This window comes from Adlercreutzia shanghongiae (assembly GCF_035830635.1).
Taxonomy (GTDB): Bacteria; Actinomycetota; Coriobacteriia; order Coriobacteriales; family Eggerthellaceae; genus Adlercreutzia; species Adlercreutzia shanghongiae.
The window spans coordinates 79098-97335 of sequence record NZ_JAYMFI010000003.1; the positions used below are offsets into that span (position 1 = coordinate 79098).

Annotated in this window: 15 protein-coding genes; 8 read left to right on the forward strand and 7 right to left on the reverse strand. The window is 63.0% G+C overall.

What is annotated here, in order from left to right:
* Positions 1 to 62 precede the first annotated feature (62 nt).
* Positions 63 to 977, forward strand: a complete 915-nt coding sequence (locus tag VJ923_RS12305) for a nitroreductase family protein (RefSeq protein ID WP_326438173.1) — start codon at positions 63 to 65, stop codon at positions 975 to 977.
* A gap of 135 nt (positions 978 to 1112) precedes the next feature.
* On the opposite strand, the gene VJ923_RS02420 is transcribed toward VJ923_RS12305, so the two are convergent.
* Positions 1113 to 1808 (reverse strand): SOS response-associated peptidase, encoded by a 696-nt coding sequence (locus tag VJ923_RS02420; protein ID WP_326438175.1) that lies wholly within the window; start codon positions 1806 to 1808, stop codon positions 1113 to 1115.
* A 483-nt stretch (positions 1809 to 2291) separates the two neighbouring features.
* Here VJ923_RS02420 and VJ923_RS02425 point away from each other — a divergent pair, with 483 nt between their 5' ends.
* The gene (locus tag VJ923_RS02425) at positions 2292 to 3524 is read left to right on the forward strand and encodes an aminotransferase-like domain-containing protein (RefSeq protein ID WP_326438177.1); all 1233 of its coding nucleotides are present in this window, start codon (positions 2292 to 2294) and stop codon (positions 3522 to 3524) included.
* A 17-nt stretch (positions 3525 to 3541) separates the two neighbouring features.
* Here the strand turns inward: VJ923_RS02425 and VJ923_RS02430 are convergent, their stop codons facing one another.
* On the reverse strand, positions 3542 to 4657 hold the full coding sequence (locus VJ923_RS02430) for a helix-turn-helix transcriptional regulator (RefSeq protein ID WP_326438179.1): 1116 nt from the start codon (positions 4655 to 4657) through the stop codon (positions 3542 to 3544).
* A 268-nt stretch (positions 4658 to 4925) separates the two neighbouring features.
* Positions 4926 to 6437 (reverse strand): flavocytochrome c, encoded by a 1512-nt coding sequence (locus tag VJ923_RS02435; protein WP_326438181.1) that lies wholly within the window; start codon positions 6435 to 6437, stop codon positions 4926 to 4928.
* A gap of 224 nt (positions 6438 to 6661) precedes the next feature.
* Here VJ923_RS02435 and VJ923_RS02440 point away from each other — a divergent pair, with 224 nt between their 5' ends.
* Entirely contained in the window at positions 6662 to 8251 is a 1590-nt protein-coding gene (locus tag VJ923_RS02440; RefSeq protein WP_326438183.1) for a helix-turn-helix transcriptional regulator, read from the forward strand.
* A gap of 31 nt (positions 8252 to 8282) precedes the next feature.
* Here VJ923_RS02440 and VJ923_RS02445 read toward each other — a convergent pair whose 3' ends face one another.
* Positions 8283 to 8813, reverse strand: coding sequence for a phosphatase PAP2 family protein (locus VJ923_RS02445; RefSeq protein ID WP_326438185.1), 531 nt, complete (start codon positions 8811 to 8813; stop codon positions 8283 to 8285).
* Between the two features lie 96 nt (positions 8814 to 8909).
* Here VJ923_RS02445 and VJ923_RS02450 point away from each other — a divergent pair, with 96 nt between their 5' ends.
* Positions 8910 to 9371, forward strand: a complete 462-nt coding sequence (locus tag VJ923_RS02450) for a pyridoxamine 5'-phosphate oxidase family protein (RefSeq protein WP_326438186.1) — start codon at positions 8910 to 8912, stop codon at positions 9369 to 9371.
* A gap of 199 nt (positions 9372 to 9570) precedes the next feature.
* On the opposite strand, the gene VJ923_RS02455 is transcribed toward VJ923_RS02450, so the two are convergent.
* Entirely contained in the window at positions 9571 to 10722 is a 1152-nt protein-coding gene (locus tag VJ923_RS02455) for a hypothetical protein (protein WP_326438188.1), read from the reverse strand.
* A 464-nt stretch (positions 10723 to 11186) separates the two neighbouring features.
* Here VJ923_RS02455 and VJ923_RS02460 point away from each other — a divergent pair, with 464 nt between their 5' ends.
* The 4 genes from VJ923_RS02460 (at position 11187) to VJ923_RS02475 (ending at position 15878) form a co-directional block, all read left to right on the forward strand.
* Positions 11187 to 12092: an acetamidase/formamidase family protein gene (locus VJ923_RS02460; RefSeq protein ID WP_326438190.1), complete on the forward strand. Its 906-nt coding sequence runs from the start codon at positions 11187 to 11189 to the stop codon at positions 12090 to 12092.
* A 245-nt stretch (positions 12093 to 12337) separates the two neighbouring features.
* Positions 12338 to 13729 (forward strand): APC family permease, encoded by a 1392-nt coding sequence (locus VJ923_RS02465; protein WP_326438192.1) that lies wholly within the window; start codon positions 12338 to 12340, stop codon positions 13727 to 13729.
* A gap of 220 nt (positions 13730 to 13949) precedes the next feature.
* On the forward strand, positions 13950 to 14813 hold the full coding sequence (proC, locus tag VJ923_RS02470) for a pyrroline-5-carboxylate reductase (protein ID WP_326438194.1): 864 nt from the start codon (positions 13950 to 13952) through the stop codon (positions 14811 to 14813).
* A 144-nt stretch (positions 14814 to 14957) separates the two neighbouring features.
* Complete coding sequence (locus VJ923_RS02475; RefSeq protein WP_326438196.1) at positions 14958 to 15878, forward strand: hypothetical protein; 921 nt, start codon at positions 14958 to 14960, stop codon at positions 15876 to 15878.
* A 140-nt stretch (positions 15879 to 16018) separates the two neighbouring features.
* On the opposite strand, the gene VJ923_RS02480 is transcribed toward VJ923_RS02475, so the two are convergent.
* Together VJ923_RS02480 and VJ923_RS02485 are read right to left on the reverse strand one after the other, a co-directional pair.
* Entirely contained in the window at positions 16019 to 17365 is a 1347-nt protein-coding gene (locus tag VJ923_RS02480; RefSeq protein WP_326438198.1) for a sensor domain-containing diguanylate cyclase, read from the reverse strand.
* Between the two features lie 292 nt (positions 17366 to 17657).
* A complete protein-coding gene (locus VJ923_RS02485; protein ID WP_326438200.1) occupies positions 17658 to 18233 on the reverse strand; it encodes a 4Fe-4S dicluster domain-containing protein in 576 nt (191 codons plus the stop codon).
* Between the last annotated feature and the right edge of the window lie 5 nt (positions 18234 to 18238).

The following is an 18238-nucleotide window of genomic DNA, read 5'->3' on the forward strand; positions in this document are numbered from 1 at the left end:
GCTTGTGCTACGCTTCGGCGAAACTATCGAGACCTTCGGAGCATTTCTCGGAAAGGAACATCATGAACGGAAAAGCTATTCATCGCTGTCTACATGTGCTGGATCTGGAGAAGTCAATCGCCTTCTACGAAAAGGCGCTGGGGATGTCGGTGATTCGCCGCATAGGGCCCGAAGACGGCTCGTGGACCAACGTGTTCATGGGCGATAGCGCCTCGGGTTTCCAGCTGGAGCTCACGTGGAACCGCGGGCGCACCGAGCCCTACGACAACGGCGGCCGAGACTCGCACCTGGCTTTCACCGTGGACGACTACGAGGCTGCCCGCGCGGTACACGAGGAAATGGGCTGCATCTGCCACGTGAACGAGACTATGGGACTGTACTTCATCGAAGACCCCGATGGCTGCTGGCTGGAAATTCTGCCGAACAAGGCCGAGTTCGCGCCTCAAAGCGGCGTGGACGTGCTTGACGCCATGGCGCGCCGCCGCAGCCTGCGCCGCTACGCCGGCGAGCCGATTCCGCAGGCGCTGCTCGACCGCGTTGTGGAAGCCGGATTGCGGTCGGCTTCGGGGCGTTCGCGCCGCCCGTGGGAGCTCATTGTGGTGCGCGACCGCACCATGCTGGACGCGCTGGTCGAGTGCCGCGAGCAGGGCGCTTCCATGCTCGCAGGCGCCGATGCCGCTATTGTTGTCGTGGCCGATCCGACGCAGTCCGATACCTGGGTAGAGGACTGCTCCATCGTCGTGGCGAACATGCACTTGGAAGCCGCCGCGTCCGGGGTGGGAAGCTGCTGGATTCAGGGCCGCATGCGCAAGGCCGCCGACGGTCGGTCCACCCACGACTTCGTCGCGAACCTGCTGGGCTTCCCGGCACCGTACCAGCTCGAGGCCATCCTCTCCCTCGGCATGCCCGAATCCCCCGCCGAGTCCCGCCCCTTCGAAGAAGCCCTGCTCGCCAAAGTGCACAAGGAACGGTTCTAGCCCACAGACTCCTGTCCAAAACACGGTGCCGCGCAGCTGATGGGCGAGCGCGAGGAACGGCGCGCCGCCGACAGCCAAAAAGCCCGAAGACTTCAAAGCCCGTCCCTAAAAGCTGCCGAGCCAACGAGAAACCCCCTAGAACAGCGATTGCTGGCCAAGCTCATCGCCTGCCGACCCGGACGCCTTGCTGCCCGCGTCGGCAGGTTCCGCATTCAGGGGAATGGCGGAGCGATCGGCCAAGCGGGCGTAATCGGGCCCGAGCCACACCGGCAGCTCGTCCTGACGCAGCACAAGCGGCATGCGGTGATGAATGGGCGCCATGTCAGCGTTGGCCTCGGTGGTCACCATGGAGAAGCGGCCATCGCGCCAAATTCCCCCGATAAGCACAATGCTCTCACCGGGAACTTCGAAGCGATAGGGCCGCTTAACGGGGCGCCCGGTGCGCGGCGAGGGCACCTTCTCGCTTTCGTGGGTCTCGAAGAAGCTCGTAACGGGAATGACGCAACGGCGATGCTCCATGGACTCGCGCCATGTGGGCTTCGCGGCACTTTCAATACGCGCGTTGAACACCACGCCCGGCTTCCACGACTCTTCGAATCCCCAAGCGAAGCTGAGCGCCTCAAGGGAACCGGGCGCGAAGACACCGAAGGGACGGGCCGTGTCGAAGGTGGGCACGATGACAGGAACCAGACTGTTCGGAAATGCCTCGGGCGCTTGGGGAGGTCGGCGCGCAGGCCAGTCCGCTTCGGGACCTATGGGCGCATAGGCCTCGATGCGCCGAATCACATCCAGCACTTCGTCGAAAGTTAATATGACGCACCGTCCGCACATGAGCGCATCATAGCATTGGATTCACTTGGATTCACTTGGATTCACTTGCACTTGGCCCCTAGAACCTTGGCGTTATCGCGAGAATTTGCACCTGGCCCATGGAACCGTGGCACAATCGCGAAAAGTGGCTTGGAATTCACGATTCTTTGACCTCGATTCGCGAAATAGAGGGATGCAGTGTGGTTTTATCGCCCATTTCCCCAGGTCGCGTATTACACGCAGCCTTGTATCGGGACAAATTGGTCAAAGAATCGTGAATTCCAAGCCACTTTTTCCTTTTTCATGAGCAAAGAGGCTCCACAGAGCGCAAAAGCCGCTCGATGAGCCTTTCTGTCTGCGTGATGACCGCTCTTGCGGAGGGGTTCAACACGTAAGCCGAAATAACGGTTGCGTGGGGGCAGGTTAGTGGAACAATGGAGGCGCACGATAACTTTGAACGCAACGCACCGACGAAGCGCTTTCCAACCGAGCGGAGGCAACCCCATGACCCAAGAGACCATCGCGGCCGAAACCTTTGAAGCGACCGGCGACTTTCCCATCGACGAACTTCTTTCCGACGGCATCACCAACACCCCGCCGTCGTTCGTTCGCGCTATCTTGAAGGCGGCCTCCGACCCGAACGTCACCTCCTTCGCCGGCGGTCTGCCGAACCCCATCTCCTTCCCCCAGGAAGATCTGCTGGAGTCGATGCAGCGCGTAGTGAGCGAGCATGGCGCCGAGGCCTTCCAGTACTCCGCCACAGCCGGCCTTGCGGGGCTGCGCGCGTGGATCGCCAACCGCTACAACAAGCGCTTCGGCACCGATTACGTGGCCGACGACGTGCTCATCACCACCGGCTCGCAGCAGGTGCTCGACCTTTTGGGCAAGGTGCTTCTGGATAAGGGCGACGGCGTCATCGTGGAGAAGCCCACCTACCTGGCCGCCATTCAGGCCTTCGCGCTGCACCAGCCGGTGTTCCGCGAAGTAGAGCTTACCGAAGACGGCCTGAACATCGACGAGCTGAACGCCGCTTTGGACGCCGGCGCGAAGATGATTTACCTCATCCCGAATTTCCAGAACCCCACGGGCCTCACCTACTCCGCCGAGGGTCGCCGCCAGGTGCGCGAGGCGCTGGCCGACCGCAACATCGTCGTGGTGGAAGACGACCCCTACGGCGAGCTGCGCTTCGAAGGCGAGTCGCTGCCCTACATCGGCGGTACGGCCCTGCCTCACGGCGTGATCATGGGCTCGTTTTCGAAGACGGTCACCCCGGGCTTCCGCATGGGGTACCTGCTCACGAAAGACCACGAGCTGCTGAAGAAGCTCAACACCGCCAAAGAGGCCGCCGACCTGCACACCAACGTGTTCTCGCAGTTCGTCATTCTGGACTACCTGACCCATCACGATTTGGACGAACACCTGGTGAAGATTCGCGAACTGTACCGCACCCAGGCGGCGGCCATGACCGATGCCATGGAGGAATACTTCCCCGAGGGCGTGTCGTTCACCAAGCCTGAGGGCGGCATGTTCCTGTGGGCAACCCTGCCCGAGGGCATCTCCACCATGGACCTGTTCGACAAGGCCCTCGAGCGCAACGTGGCCTTCGTGCCGGGCGACCCCTTCTACGCCGAGCCCGGCAAGCACAGCACCATGCGTCTGAACTTCACCAACGCTGACGAGGAAACCATCCGCGACGGCATCAAGCGCCTGGCCGAGGTCATCGCCGAAGCGCTGTAAGGCATGCCTCGCGCTAGTCAGCGGCTCGGCTGGTCCTTGACGAAGGTGCCCACGGCAATGGCAACGACCGCGCACAGAAGGCCGCCGACCGCCCATGCCAGCCAGAAGAACGGCGTCTGGTAGCCGGGAACGAAAAGCATAACCAGGCCGGCAATGGTGGCCGCGATCATAACGATGCCGCACAGGCCGCTCGTTATCTGGTCCTTGCGGCGCTTGCGCTCGATGCGGGCCCGAGCACGCTCGATTTCCGCATCGCTGGCCTCGGTCACGCCAAGTAGCTCGCAAATCTGCTCGTCGGTGTACAGGGTGCGCAGCGCGGCAGCATCGGAGCCGACGATAACTTTACCCTCGTCGCTTTCGGCGAGCGCCTGCTCGCGGGCATCGTTGTAGTTGGCAATGCTCAAGCGGCCCAGCATTATGGAACCGTACACGATGCACCAGGCGCCTGCCGCAATGCAGCCCATCATGACGGCCGTCATCTCCATCTGCGTGAGCTCGTCCATGCCGTCGGTAAGCCCCACCGCCACGATGCCTGCGAAGATAAGCGCGATGCCCGCCACCAGCAACCAAGCGAACATTCGCTGGGTACGTTGGCGATCTTCAGCAGTGTAGAAGTCCTGGATATAGGGATGGCTGCGCTGGAATTCCGTATGCTGGAAGGCGGCCACAAGGATGAAAGCCACCCCGATGGCAATGCCCGCGAACAAGGGAATGAGACCCAGGGCCTCGAGCGTGGGCGCCTTCGCTTCGGCCCAGCCTTCGATGGCAATAAGCAGCGCCACACCGACGAGGATGGCGAGCACGCCCCAGGAAATCTTCCACGCAAAGGAGCGCATGTGCTCGTCGTAGCCGCACACGTCTTGAGGGGGCCCGCCAGCAGCGGCGCGCAGGGCAGAGGCCCGAGCCTGCACGGCCGACGAGGGAACCTTGGTAGTAAGGTCGCCTTGAACGAGGTCGTCCAAGGTGCAGTCGAAGATCTGGCACATCTTCAGCAGCTTGTCCATTTCAGGATAGGAGCGCTCGGCCTCCCACTTGGTGACCGACTGGCGGCTCACCCCCAGCATGAGAGCCAGCTGCTCTTGGGTCATAGCGTGAGTGGCACGCAGATATTGAAGGTTTTCGCGGAAGCTCATGGTAGTCTGCTTTCTTCAGTAATAGGACGGAATCAACGAGTCAAACTTTATCCGTCGCACAAGGTGCATTCTACCAACTTCCGGAATCAATTTTCGCAACTTTCAGGCGCCCGCTGGTTGCAAACCCCAGGTCAAAGTCTTAGAACGCTTACTTGGGCCATCATGCGCCCACGCAAAAGCGGGATGCCTGCGCGACATCCCGCTCGTTGAAAGCGGAGCCCGGGCAGGGGAGGGTCCCCGGGCTCCCGTAGGTAGCAGCAGACCGGCGCTAGGCCAACGCGGCGGCCACCACTTCGCCGACGTTCTTGCCGAACACCTCGATGTCGCACACGGCATTGCCGCCGATGCGGTTGTTGCCGTGGATGCCGCCGGTCACCTCGCCGGCCGCGTACAGGCCGGGGATGGGGTTGCCGTCGGCGTCGAGCACCTGGTTGCTCGCGTTGATGCGGATGCCGCCCATGGCATGGTGAATACCGGGGGCCACCTTGATGGCGTACATGGCACCCGGCGCGAAGGCGATGCAGCCCTCGGTGCGGCCGAACTCGTCGGTGGCACCGTCGGTGGTGATGGCGTTGTAGGCATCCACGGTGGCCTGAAGCGCTGCCGGATCCACCTCGATCTGCGAGGCCAGGTCGGCGATGTCGTCGCCAGTCACCACGATGCCGGCCTTGTCGTACTTCGCGATGGCCTTGTTGTTGTCGTACACCTGCTGGTCGAACACGCACCAGGCGAAGCCGCCGGGCTGCTCCTGCTCGGCCGCCGACACCTTGTCGCGGGTGGACATCTCGTCGAAGAAGCGGTTGCCCTCGGCGTTCACCAGGATGGCGCCGCCGCCGCGCACGCCCTCGGCCACGAGCGTGGAGGTCTCCTGCTCGACCGTCGGGTGAATCTGAATCTGGTCCATCTGCACGAGCTCGGCGCCCACAGCCTCGGCCATGAGGTAGCCATCACCCGTGGCGCCCGGCTGGTTGGTGGTCACGTAGCCGGCCAGGTCGGGACGGTACTTCGTCACCATCTCCTGGTTGGCGCCCAGACCGCCGGTGGCCAGAATGACCGCGCGGGCGTTCAGCGTCTTGGGCTTGCCCTTCTCCTCAACCTTGATGCCCTCAACAGCGCCGTCGTTCACCACGAGCTCCTTGGCCTCGCAGTTCATGCGCAGCGGAATGCCGCGCTCTTCGGCGGCGGCCACGAGCCCCGGCACCAGCGTCAGGCCCACGGCCGAGCCGTCGGTGGGGCGGTGGCAGCGGGTAACGGACATGCCGCCGGTGAGCGTGATGTTGTCCAGCTTGATGCCCAGGCTGTCCAGCCAGTCGATGGCGCCGGCGGAATTGTCGCACATGAACGTCACGAGCTCCTCGTCGCCGGTGTTGTGCCCGCCGTCCAGCGTCTCCTGGGCGAACAGCGCGTTGCTGTCCTCGATGCCCTGTTCCTTCTGGAACTTGGTCTCCGAGGCGTTCATGCCGCTGGACGAGTAGTTGGTGTTGCCGCCGGTGACGGCCATCTTCTCCAAAATAACGATGTTGGTCAGACCTTGGTCGTAGGCCGCGATGGCCGCGGAAAGGCCCGCACCGCCGGTGCCGACGATAACCGCGTCGAAGTCCTCGGTCTCGCCTTCCTCGCCGGAATCCGCGGCCTTCGGACCGCTCTGCGGGGCGCATCCGGTCACGCCCAGCGCCGCCAGGGCGCCCAGGGCACTCGCGCCCGCCACAAAGCTGCGGCGTGACAGGCGCAGCGCGGGGGCGGCAAAAGCGGTCTCAGTCTTCTTCACGATGTTGCTCATTGAGGATCCCTCCTTGGCTTGGCGCCGGCCCTCCCTTTTCCGTGCCGGCTCTTGCGCCCCACCTCTGCAGGGCAAGGAAACCTTACCGTGGCGCTCATCGTGCACCCACGCCCGCCATGGGTGTTTTCGAAAGCGTCCGCCTTCCCACCCAAAAGAGGTGTGAAGGTCGAAAACGATGCGCTATACTGGGATTTCGCGAAAACGACGAACAGAGGGGAGGGGCCGTGGCCGACGCAGTCCTCAAACGGCCCGACGCGGCATACGCCCCGCTGCCGGCGGCATGCTGCCTCATTCTCATGTTCTTGGGAGCCTGGACGTGCGACTACGCGATGCTCGCCTTGGCGCCGCTGCCCGAGGGCTATCTCTCCATTCGCCTTCTGTCCCTTACGGCCTATCTGCTCGCCTTTTTGGTGGCCTGCGCGGCTCTGCGCGGGAGCGAACGCGCCGACACCCACCGATCCCGCGTGCTTAGGGCCCTTATCGTGGCGCTCGCCTTGGGCGCGGCCTGCCTCGTCGCAGGTTCTGCGGGGCTTGTCGTCTGCTCCTCAAGTGGGAAAGGGCCTCTGATGGCCTTCGTCTTCCTGGTGAAGTGCGTGGGGCCGCCCCTTACCATCGCCACACTGCTGCTGTTCGCGGCCATGCCTCCGGTGCGCGCCGGCAAGACGGCGGCCCTGGGGATGGCGGGCGCCTTCTTCATCGAGTACCTAATGCGCGCAGTGATGGAGGGCGCCGCTGTGCCCGGGGCGGCGGCCTTGGCCCTGGGCGTTATCTGTCAGGCGGGCGGCTGCATCATAGCCGTGATCCTTGTCCGGCGCATGCAGGCCGAGTTGGCCATGGGCAACGAAGGGGCGCTGCAGAACGCGAGTACTGCCGCGGCCGCGACGGCGCACCAGCAGGACGACGAGTCGCAGACATTCCCCGTCGCGCTTTGGTCGCGCCGCGGTGAGCTGGCGAAAGCGCTTCTGTGCATTGCCGCCACGGGACTTATGCTCGGCTACCTGCGCACTGGGGCCTCGCCGGGCAACTCCATCGGGTCGGCGGCGGCGCTCATCGTGCTCGTCGCCGTGGCCGCGGCGGTGCGCTGTTTGCCAGTGCTGGGCACCCGCTCCCTGTTCGAGGCGGCCGTCGTCTGCGTCTGCGCCGCCTTCCTGCTCGGGCCGGTGATAGATTTGGCCGCGCCGGGCGCGAGCTCGGTCTTGGCCGATGTCGGAACCATCCTGTTCGAGATTCTCATCTGGCTCATCTCCCTGGATATCGTGCGCACGCGCCATCGCCAGCTGCGGGCCGCCGCCGGGGCGCGCCTCGTGGCCGTATTCGGGCACCTGGCCGGCGCGCTGGTGGCCGCAGGTGCCGCCGCGGCAACCGCCTCCCACCCCCAGGCGTTCCAAGCGGCGTCGCTGGCCATCGTATTCGTGTACGTCGTTATCCTGCTGGTTTTCTCCCGCGGCAGCTCTCCGGCCTCAGAGGCCGCCGAGGACGCCAACAACGCGGCAGAAGACAACGGCTCCGTCGGCGGCCCCAGTGCAACGGACGGCACCGCCCCTGCCGGCGCCCACGCCGCGGCGGCGCTCGCCGTCGAGGCCGACTACTGGGAAGTGCCCTGCCGCACCATCGCCGAGTCGTTCTCCCTCACCCCGCGCGAGACCGAGGTGCTCGAGCAGCTGGCCCAAGGGCGCGACCTGGCTTTCATGGAGGAGAAGTTCGTGCTCTCCCGCAACACGGTGAAGATGCACGTGCGCAACATCTACGCCAAGCTCGGCGTTCACAGCAAGCAAGAGGTCATCGACCTCGTCGACCAAACGCGCCGCGGCTAGGCGATGACGCGCGGGGCTTCCGCACACAGCCTTACGGCAGCAAAAGCGAACCTGCCGCCGCCACAGCCCCTACAACCATGCCCAAAACGACACCGGCCGCCACATCGCGGGGAAAATGCACGCCCCCGAGAACGCGGCAGCCTGCGAGCACGCCCGTCGCCGCCAGCAGCGCCACGGCCACCGGAGCGCTGGCCGCAAACCAGCTCGTCGCAATGGCGGCAGCCGAGAAGGCATGGCGACTGGGAAACGACGCGCCCGCACCGTCGCGCGCGATGAGCGGAACCACATTGCAGCACTCATAGGGCCGCGGCGCGTTGAGGCGCGCGCGGAACCGGCTCACCAGCGCAAACCCCGCCGCCGGCACGCCCGCAAGCGCGATAAGCTTCCAAGGGCTCGTCACGCACGCCCCCAAAAGCAACACGCCATAAGCCCCGTAAAACACCCAGACGATACCCCGGTTCACCGCACCCAGCAAAGGGGGCGCCCACGGCCGCCTTCGCAGCGCCTCCGTCCAGCGCCCATAGCGCCGTGCGTATGCCTCGTTGTGTTTTTCTGCGGCCATTGGAGCCTTTCCCTGGGGATTCTCCTTCCCATGATATCCGAACCGAAGCACCCGGCGCTATAATGCGGGCAAAACCGTTGCAGGAAAGGGGCTGGTATGCGCAGAAAGGATCGCGAACAGAGCGAGGAGTTCGGCTGGGACGTGCTGAAGACGTGCCCCTTCGCCGTGCTCTCCATGATCGGCGAGGACGGCGGCCCTTACGCCATTCCCGTGTCGCCGGCCGTACACGACGGCGCGATTTACTTCCACTCCGCCAAGCACGGCGAGAAGTCGAAGCTGCTGCGCGCAAACCCAGCCGTGTGCCTGACCGCCGTGCGCGATGTGGTACCCCTGCCCGAGGAATATGCCACGGAGTACGCGAGCGCGGCGGTGCGCGGCACTGTAGCCGAGGTGACCGACGAGGCCGAGCAAATCGCCGGCCTGCGCGCCATCGTCGAACACTACGCGCCCAGCAACCTGGACTATTTCAGCACCGCCATCGCCGAGGAGCTCAAGCGCACCCTCGTGTGGAAGATCGTCCCCGAGAAGCTGACCGCCAAAGCCCGGCTCCACGCCTAGCTGCCCGCGGCGCTGGCGCGGTCGCCCGACCCTGTCCCTTTTGCCGAAAAGCCCCAAACTAAAAAGCGACCCGGCGCCAGAGGCTTTGGCGCCGGGTTCCGCAGTGCTTCTTTATCATGACGAAAACACCGGGCAACGACCACACCCATCAAGGATGTTTTTTGCCGGGAAATCCTCGTCGCTCAACCTGAACGGGTCGCTAACGCCACTTCAGGAGAGAGGATGACGCGCCGCGAGCAGCAAGAGCGAGGGCGGCTGCGGCGACGGCCGTCACGAGCAGGCCCGCAAGAGCTCCGTTGACGTCGCTCGTTTGCGGAAGGGTGGCCACCTTCGCGCGGGGCGCGGCGAGCGGAGACGGCTCATCTTCAATGACAGCCGTCGGAGCATCGTCTGCTCCCGCGCTCGGCTGGGCCGCATCGTCATCGCCTTCACCTTCGGAAGATCCCCCGTCGGCGACACCGCCGGCAGAGCCTTCAGAAGCGCCTCCCTCTTGCGACGGGCCATCTTCGGAGGGGAAGCCACCCTCATCCGGAGCGTCGGTTCCGGCACCATCGCCGCCCGGAACGTCATCGGTGTCCGAGTCGCCTCCCGCGCCTTCGCCAGGAGCCTCAGGAGCACTGGGGCCTTCCACCGGCGTGTCATCGGGAAGCGTCGCGGCCGTGTCCACCGTGTAGAACAGGTTGAGCTCGTTGGCAGACACCAAAGGCTCCACCTTAATCGAGTCCTTGTCCGCGTCGAGATACACCAACCCGTCCAGGTCCACCGCGCACTGATCGCTCGCAATCTGAGCTCCCAGCGGCAGGCTTTCCACCTGGTACGACCCCATCTTCCAGAAGGAGACCGGCACGCCGGCCACGTTATCAACAATCGGCGCGGCCTTCATCAGTGGGGCCGTGAGCGCCTCGCCGACGAGGTAGTAGTTCACCACGGTCGGACTCTTGATGCGCCTGTAATGCAGCTGCGCACGGTTCTCCTCGGGATTCTCACTCAAAACGATGTAGCGGGGCCAACCATCGAAGAAAGTGAAGTCCTCGCGCGCTTCCACATAGTTCCACAGGTCAATGGTCTCGCCCACCTTCAGCCCGTCGATCACCTTCGTTTCCATCAGACGCAAACCGTCCGGCTCGGAAAAGGAGGGGTCGTCGTAGAAGACGATCTCGTATATAGACAGGGTCAGCGAGGTAAGCTCGGCGGCCTGCTCGTCCGCCTGCTCGAGGGGCTCCAGGTCGTTCTCCGCGGCCGAGGCCCACGCCAAACAGGGCACGGCGGCCCCGAGAACCAGGGCCACCGACAAGGCTGCGGCCCCCTTGCGCAGCATCTGCCGAGCGGAACGTGATGCGAGCTTTTTCATCCATCCTCGTTTCCAGGAACGTCGCGCCCAAGGCCCGCGCTCCTTCGTACATAGCTTCATTCAGTAAATCTAGCAAAGTACTAGACTTTTGCCGCACACGTTATATCAGATGTTTCCGCCCAATATCGCGAAGATAACGAGAACGCCCCGCGCGCCGCCCATTCCCCATACGGCCCCCACGCTTGCTCCACGGTATCGCTATACAGGACTTTCTCGCTTATAGTTCCCGCTCATTGCCCGCAAGCTCGCTTTCGGAAAGGGTGCCGACACCCACGTCGCAAACAACGAGCACCGGCATCCAAGCCCGGGCGCGCGCCGGCGGCCACCGCGACTGTTTTTTTGCACGAGCGCGAAAAACTCCAGTCGCGCGGAAGGGCGGAAAACCTCAGACGGAGTATCATGGTTCCATTATTTTCCAGGCGCCGGCGCGCATCGCCCGCGCCGCATGCGCAAAGGGGGCGCCCATGCAGGTCATCGAAGAGCGAGTCTACGCGTTTTCCAAGGACAACCCGCCGTGCTACACGGCCCAGCCAGGCGAGGTCATGGTGTTCAAAACCCTCGACTGCTTCTCGGGGCGCCTGACCGACGAGACCGTCACCATGCGCGACATGGACTTCTCCTACAACATCACCAACCCCGCTGCCGGCCCCGTGTACGTGGAAGGCGCCGAGGTGGGCGATGTGCTCGTGGTGGACATCTACGACATCCAGGTGGCCGATGAGGGCACCATCGCCACCGACGACCACTGCGGGCCGCTCTTCGAGGACACCGAGTACCGCACGAAGAAGATCAAGATTGAGGACGGCATGGCCGACTTCAACGGCGTGCGCTTCCCCATCAACCCCATGATCGGCGTCATCGGCACCGCGCCGGCGGAAGGCGCCCCGGCCGACGGCTTTGTGGGCAACTACGGCGGCAACATGGACAACAAGCTCATCACCAAGGGCACCCGCCTCTACTTCCCCGTGCGCGTGCCCGGCGCGCTGCTGCAGATGGGCGACGTGCACGCCACCATGGGCGACGCCGAGCTGTGCGGCACCGGCATCGAGATCGCCGCCGAGATCACCGTGCGCGTGGGCGTGCTGAAGAGCTTCGAGCTGAACTGGCCTGTGCTTGAGACCTTCGGGCCGGCGGGCAAGTGGTACGTGAACGCCAGCGCCCAGGAGTACAACGAGGCGCTCGTGTGCGCGTCGAAGGAGATGCAGCGGCTGCTCATGGGCATTACCGGCTGGGACGCCGTGGACACCTACATGTACATGTCGGTGCAGTCCGATGTGGAAATCAGCCAGGGATGCAAGCCCTGCGAGGTGCAGCTGTCCCTGCGCATCGGCACCCCGAAGTTGCCGGAATTCCCCCCACTCGTGGGGTAGGAACCCGCAAGGGGTTCATCCATAACACCGACGGGGCCGGCGCTTGTGCGTCGGCCTTTTTTGTTCGCTTGCGGCCTTTCTCCCCCAATATAGCGCCTGTACAGGCGACTTCCTTCTTGTTCTGACACACAAAACTTAAGTAAAATGCTAAGCTATCGCCGCGCAAAGAGCGCAATGGGGGAATCGGTCGGCCCTTGTTTCGGAGAAGGCATGGGTCGCTCGATTCAAAAGCGAAAGAAGGAACTATGGCAGAGAAACTCCAGGGGGACAACTCGTCTCTCGAGCAGTTCGGCTATAAGCAGGAACTGCGCCGCGGCCTAGGCCTGTGGGACGTCGTGCTTTACGGCGTTCTGTTCATGGTCATTATTGCGCCGCATTCCATCTGGGGCCTTGTGCAGCAGGACGCCCTGGGCATGTCCACGCTCGTCTACATCGTCGGCTTTGTGGCCATCTTCTTCACGGCACTCAGCTACGTGCGCATGAGCAACAAATTCCCCATCGCGGGCTCGGTGTACTCCTACGTGCAACGCGGCATCAACCCGCATGTGGGCTTCATCTCCGGCTGGCTGATCCTGCTGGACTACTGCATCACGCCGGCCCTGCTGTACGTCATGGTGGCCAACTGGGGCACCATGCTCGTGCCGAACAGCCCGTGGTATCTGTGGGTCATCGTGTTCGTAGTGTTCAACACCTTCGTGAACATCCGCGGCATCTCTATGACCCGCGGCATCGACTTCGTCATCTTCGCCGTTGAGATTCTGGCCGTCATCGCGTTCATCGCGCTCGGCTGCAACTTCATCATGGGCGGCGGCGGTGCCGGCGAGTTCAACGCCGATCCGCTGTGGCAGCCCGGCAAGGTGGACGCCCACTTCCTGGCCGCCGGCATTTCCATCGCGGCCCTGAACTTCCTTGGCTTCGACGGTATCTCCACCCTGGCAGAGGAAACCAACCGTCCCGAGAAGAACATCGGCCGCGGCATCCTCATCGCGCTGGGCATCATCATCGTGTGCTTCGTGGCGCAGACCTACATCGCCTCGCTCGTGCAGCCCGATTGGGCCAGCTGGACGCCCGAGCATGCCGAGAACGCCTGGTTCTACGGTTGCCAGATGATCGGCGGCGACCTGTTCATGAACATCATGCTCATCATCAACATCGTGGCCATCGGCATCGCCAACATCATGAACGCGCAGCTGGCCGCGTCGCGCCTGCTGTACTCCATGGGCCGCGACAAGGTAATCCCCAGCATCTTCGGCAAGGTGCATCCCAAGTACCAGACCCCCTGGGTGGGCGCCATCTTCATTGGCGCCGTGGCCATGATTCTGTCGCTGATCCTCACCATGGCCGACCTGGCCACCCTGGTGAACTTCGGCGCGCTGGCCTCGTTCATCATGCTGAACTTCGCCGTGTTCTGGTTCTTCTTCATCAAGGAGAAGAAGCGCCGCACCTTCGGCGACATCGTGAAGTTCCTCATCTGCCCCTGGATCGGCATCCTCATCCTGGCCTACGTGTTCACCGGCTTCGATATGATGACCTATGCGCTGGGCATCTCCTGGTTCGTCATCGGCTTCATCATCTGCGCCGTGAAGTCGAAGGGTTTCAAGGAAGTGCCCGACGCCTTCAAGAACCTGGACGTGTAGGGAGCACACAGCCCGTCCCGGTCCGCTTACGTGAGCCCTCGGTTCGCCGGGGGCTCTTCTTGTATACTGGCTTTCGCGAAGCAGATAGGGTCCAAAACGCACCTTTTTGGCCAAATAGAAAGCATCGGTCTACCTGGTATTTCTTTAAGTTTTCCCTGGTCAGAAACTTGGACAAAAAAGCGCGTTTTGGACAATTGAAACACAACCAAGGGAGAGCCATATGAAAATCGGCTTCATAGGACTGGGGAACATGGCGACGGCCATCATCGGCGGCCTGCTGCGCGAGGGCGCCAGCGGCTGCCCCGCGGGTAGCGGCGAGACGGGCGGCGGCGCGCAGTCCATGCTGGCCGCCCTCACGGCCGCCAACATCATCGGGTCGGCAAAGACCGAGAAGACCCGCCAGGCGAAGGCCGCCGAATTCGGCATTGCGACAACCGCCGATAACCGCGAAGCGTCAAGCGCCGCCGACGTGCTCGTGCTGGCCGTGAAGCCCGTGTTCTTCCCCGAGGTCATCGACGAGATTCGCGACACAGTGCGCGAGGACACCCTCGTCATCAGCATCGCCGCCGGACTCACCCTGAAGCGCATTGCCGAGCTGTTCGGCCGCGATACGGCCTCCATGCGGCTCATCCGCTGCATGCCCAACACCCCGGCCCTCGTGAATGCCGGCTGCACGGCCGTCGTACCCGGCCCGGGCGCTACCGAGGCCGACGAGGCGCTGTGCCTGCAGCTTATGGAAAGCTTCGGGCGCGCCATCGTTATACCCGAGCGCCTTATGGATGCAGCCAGCGCTGTCGCGGGCAGCTCGCCCGCTTTTGCGTTCATGTTCATCGAAGCCCTCGCCGACGGCGCCGTAGCGGCGGGCATGCCGCGCGCTCAAGCCTACGAATTTGCCGCGGCCGCCGTGGCCGGATCGGCCCAGCTCGTGCTGGAGACGGGGCGCCACCCCGGCGACTTGAAGGACATGGTCTGCTCGCCGGGCGGTACCACCATCGAAGGCGTACGTGCGCTGGAAGAAGGCGCCTTCCGCGCCGCTACCATGAACGCCGTCGCGGCCTGCGTTCAAAAGGCAAAGACGCTGTAGCCATTGCGTAGCAACCGAGGAACAGTTTTCGCGAGCCCAACACCGGGCCCTGAAAGCGCCCCTATGATGGAAGGACATAAGCGACCCTGTAAGGACGCGACTTCCAAGACCGTACCGACGTTCTTCTCGTTGAAAGGTTCTGCCATGAACAAGACCACCTCCCTCCCTTTGAAGGCAGCCGTCATCTCGCTCGGCCTTGCCGCCGCCTGCCTTATGCTCGTACTGCCCGGCTGCATGGGAGGCTCCCAGGAGTCGGCGGGCAAGCCCGATGCCGTCGGCAACCGCGCCGCCGAAACGCCGGCCCCCAGCGCCGACGCAGGCGAAGTAATCAGCACCGCTATGGTGGCTTACGCCGACGACGACACCGTCCTGTTCGTCGACCAAGAGACGGGCGCGCCCTACTTCCCCACGCTCATCGATGACGCCGTGGTGAGCGAGAACGGCGCAGAAATTGATGCCGACGATTTGGTCGCAGGCAACCTTGTGCAGGTAACGGGCAACGGCATCATGCTGGAAAGCTACCCGGGACAGTACCCGGGCATTACCAAGGTGGAAGTGATTTCCCAGGGAACGCCGGCCGATGCCGACCAGTACGCCGCCCTCGTAGCCGAGGTTATCGCCACACCCGACCCCTCTGCGGTACCGACGGGTTATGTGGAGTACACCACCGACCTGGCCCAGACCTCCGTTGTGCTGAACCCGTTCGACTACCACTGGGTTGTGCCGGGGGACAACGGGAACAACAGCGAGGAGGACCTTGACGGCGAGGCCGCTGACGCAAGCGGCGCTCTTGCCAGCGACATCATAGACGCCCGCATCCCTGCCGCCATCGACGCTGTCGCCGGGTTCTCGGCAACGCCGACCAATGCCACCGTCGAGCGCAAGCCTCTCACGAACGAGGGGGACGCCCCCACCGTAGACCCCGCTGCCGAGGACGAGATGGTGCCCAGCACCCTGCAGGCAGACGGCACCGTTGCCTTCACCATCGAGCCGGGCTATCTCTATGAAATCGAAACCGATTACGCCCAGGGCGAGGCCAGCTACGCCTTCTATACGCTGTCCTAATTGGCACCTGCACCGATATCGTCCAATTCGCGCATGCCAAAAAAACGGGGAATGACCTGGGAATACTTCAAGTTTTCCCAGGTCATTTGCTATACAGAAAACGTGCGATAGGGGTGCAGAGGCCCTGTTGGTTTCGCAGGCTAATCAAGGACGCGGAGAGCGGCGCGCGATTTGCCGGCACGCTTGGCCACGTAAAGGGCCTCGTCGGCCTTCTGGTACAGCTCGTCGAAGGTGACGGGGTTGCGCACTGTTGCGGCGGCACCCACGGTAATGGAGGGGCGCAGGTCGGCCGGCATGTCCTCGGGACGGCCACCGTCGGCGTAGATGCCGCCAGATAGCTGACCGAGCACGCGCTCGAGTGCCGGGCCGGGGCCAAGCCCGGCCGCGAAAACGGCGAACTCATCGCCACCCAGACGTGCCACGATATCGTCCTTGCGCATCTTCCGCGAGAGGAAGCCCGCAATCTCCTTCAGCACGCGGTCGCCCTCGGGATGGCCAAACCCATCATTGACCTGCTTGAAGTTGTCCACATCAACAAGGAACAGGCTGCAGCCGCCGCGGCAATCGTCGCTCGCGAGCGATTTCTCGATGCGGGTCATGGCGGCCTTGCGGTTGTAGACGCTCGTCAGACCGTCCAAATCGGCGCGCTTGCGGAGGCTCGCCTCGCGCATAATCATCTCGTGGGTATCGAGCAGGCGACCCACATGACGCAAAGGGCTGCCTTTCTCATCGAACAGCACGAACGACTGGTAGCGGCACCAGATGGGCTCACCGCTCGCATCGGGTAGGGAGGTTTCCATATCGACGAAATCGCCTCGCTCCACCTGAGCCAAAAGAGGGTCGTTGTCGTGCACTTTTACCTTGAGGCTGCACGGACGCTGGCAGCGCTTGCGCAGCACCAGGTCGCAGGACTGAGGCTCGCGCCCGAACCGGGCGTTGAAGTCGCCAAACACCTCGCCGGTTTGGCCCTGGCAGTCGATATCGAACATCACGTCGTGGCTGAGCGCCGTCAGCAGCGTCACCCGCTCGTTCGCGCGCTCAATCTCTCGCTGGTAGCGCACCTTCTCGGTAATGTCGATGATGGTAACGTAGACCCAGCCGCTTCCGGCAGAGTCCACCACGTAGCGCCCGCGCTCGTCCACCCACAGATCGACGCCGTCAAGACGGTTCAGCCGATAGGTGACCGCGTCGCTCTTACCGCGAGCAATTTGGGCGGCAATATCCGAAAGCGCACTATCGCGGTCGTCGGGATGCACCATGCCGGGAAACACGTTACCCGTGATGGCGCTGAATTCATCGTACGTGGCGCAGTTGAACATGGCGAGCACGTCGCGGCTCACGAAATCGATGGTTCCCACGTCATCGGCCCGATAGCGGAGCAGGCCGCCGGGGATGCGATCGAGAAACTCCTGGGAAACCTCGTCTTCGATCTCGCGCCCCTCATGCGAACCGAGCTTCCCTTCCGTCACGCGATGGAACTTCGTCACTGCCAGCCCCTTTCTATCCGCAACGATGATACCACCCGCGCTCTCCCCTGCTTTCCAAAACCCGCTAAGCGAGCTTTCTACCTGCGTGAATTCGTATATAAGAGAATTGCTTTAATGCGGTAGGAACCATCTAAGCAAGCACAGGGAGATGTTAGTTTCTGCAAGAAGAAGGCCCCACAAAGTGGGACCTTCTCGAGGGAGGGCTTGCTAGCTCTAAGCGTTCAGGAATCTCTCTTTTGCAAAGGGTCGCCAACCTACGTCGGCGACCCTTTCTCTTTCGGGTACGTTTTCCCTATGCAGGAAGAATATAGTACACCGAGGGGCCGGTGCCATTTTCGGGCTGCCACACCTGAGCGTCATGCTCCGCAATAAGCTTTGAAACCTCGCTGTTAGGATCAGAAATCAAACCAACTTTTCGAATGCGCGTGGGACACGCCTGTACGCAGAAGGGATCTTTTCCTTGGTCTATACGACCAGCGCATAAATTGCACTTCCCCATAACCCCCTGCTCTTTCTGAAGAACAGGCACCTCGTAGGGACATGATTTTCCGCAAGTGTTGCAGCCAATGCACACGTCTTGATCCACGGCAACGATGCCCGTTTCCTCGTTTTTATGCATAGCGCCCGTTGGACAATTGGCTACGCATATCGGGTTTTCGCAGTGGTTGCAAAGGGTAGGCCGAAAGCGCAGCGAGACCTTCCCATCGATGGCGGAGGCAATATATACCTCGCCATCGTGATAATCCAGAAGGTGGTTCCACCAACCGTCTTCGGGCACCTCATTAGAGGTTTTGCAACTAACCACGCAGGTCTGACAACCCGTGCAGCTGCGCAAATCGATAACCATTCCGTACTGATTCGTGCTCATAGTTG

Bases quoted from the DNA above. Each gene is read 5' to 3' on its own strand.
- VJ923_RS12305 (WP_326438173.1), top strand. From the start codon at position 63: ATGAACGGAAAAGCTATTCATCGCTGTCTACATGTGCTGGATCTGGAG.
- VJ923_RS02420 (WP_326438175.1), bottom strand. From the start codon at position 1,808: ATGTGCGGACGGTGCGTCATATTAACTTTCGACGAAGTGCTGGATGTG.
- VJ923_RS02425 (WP_326438177.1), top strand. From the start codon at position 2,292: ATGACCCAAGAGACCATCGCGGCCGAAACCTTTGAAGCGACCGGCGAC.
- VJ923_RS02430 (WP_326438179.1), bottom strand. From the start codon at position 4,657: ATGAGCTTCCGCGAAAACCTTCAATATCTGCGTGCCACTCACGCTATG.
- VJ923_RS02435 (WP_326438181.1), bottom strand. From the start codon at position 6,437: ATGAGCAACATCGTGAAGAAGACTGAGACCGCTTTTGCCGCCCCCGCG.
- VJ923_RS02445 (WP_326438185.1), bottom strand. From the start codon at position 8,813: ATGGCCGCAGAAAAACACAACGAGGCATACGCACGGCGCTATGGGCGC.
- VJ923_RS02450 (WP_326438186.1), top strand. From the start codon at position 8,910: ATGCGCAGAAAGGATCGCGAACAGAGCGAGGAGTTCGGCTGGGACGTG.
- VJ923_RS02455 (WP_326438188.1), bottom strand. From the start codon at position 10,722: ATGAAAAAGCTCGCATCACGTTCCGCTCGGCAGATGCTGCGCAAGGGG.
- VJ923_RS02460 (WP_326438190.1), top strand. From the start codon at position 11,187: ATGCAGGTCATCGAAGAGCGAGTCTACGCGTTTTCCAAGGACAACCCG.
- VJ923_RS02465 (WP_326438192.1), top strand. From the start codon at position 12,338: ATGGCAGAGAAACTCCAGGGGGACAACTCGTCTCTCGAGCAGTTCGGC.
- proC (WP_326438194.1), top strand. From the start codon at position 13,950: ATGAAAATCGGCTTCATAGGACTGGGGAACATGGCGACGGCCATCATC.
- VJ923_RS02475 (WP_326438196.1), top strand. From the start codon at position 14,958: ATGAACAAGACCACCTCCCTCCCTTTGAAGGCAGCCGTCATCTCGCTC.
- VJ923_RS02485 (WP_326438200.1), bottom strand. From the start codon at position 18,233: ATGAGCACGAATCAGTACGGAATGGTTATCGATTTGCGCAGCTGCACG.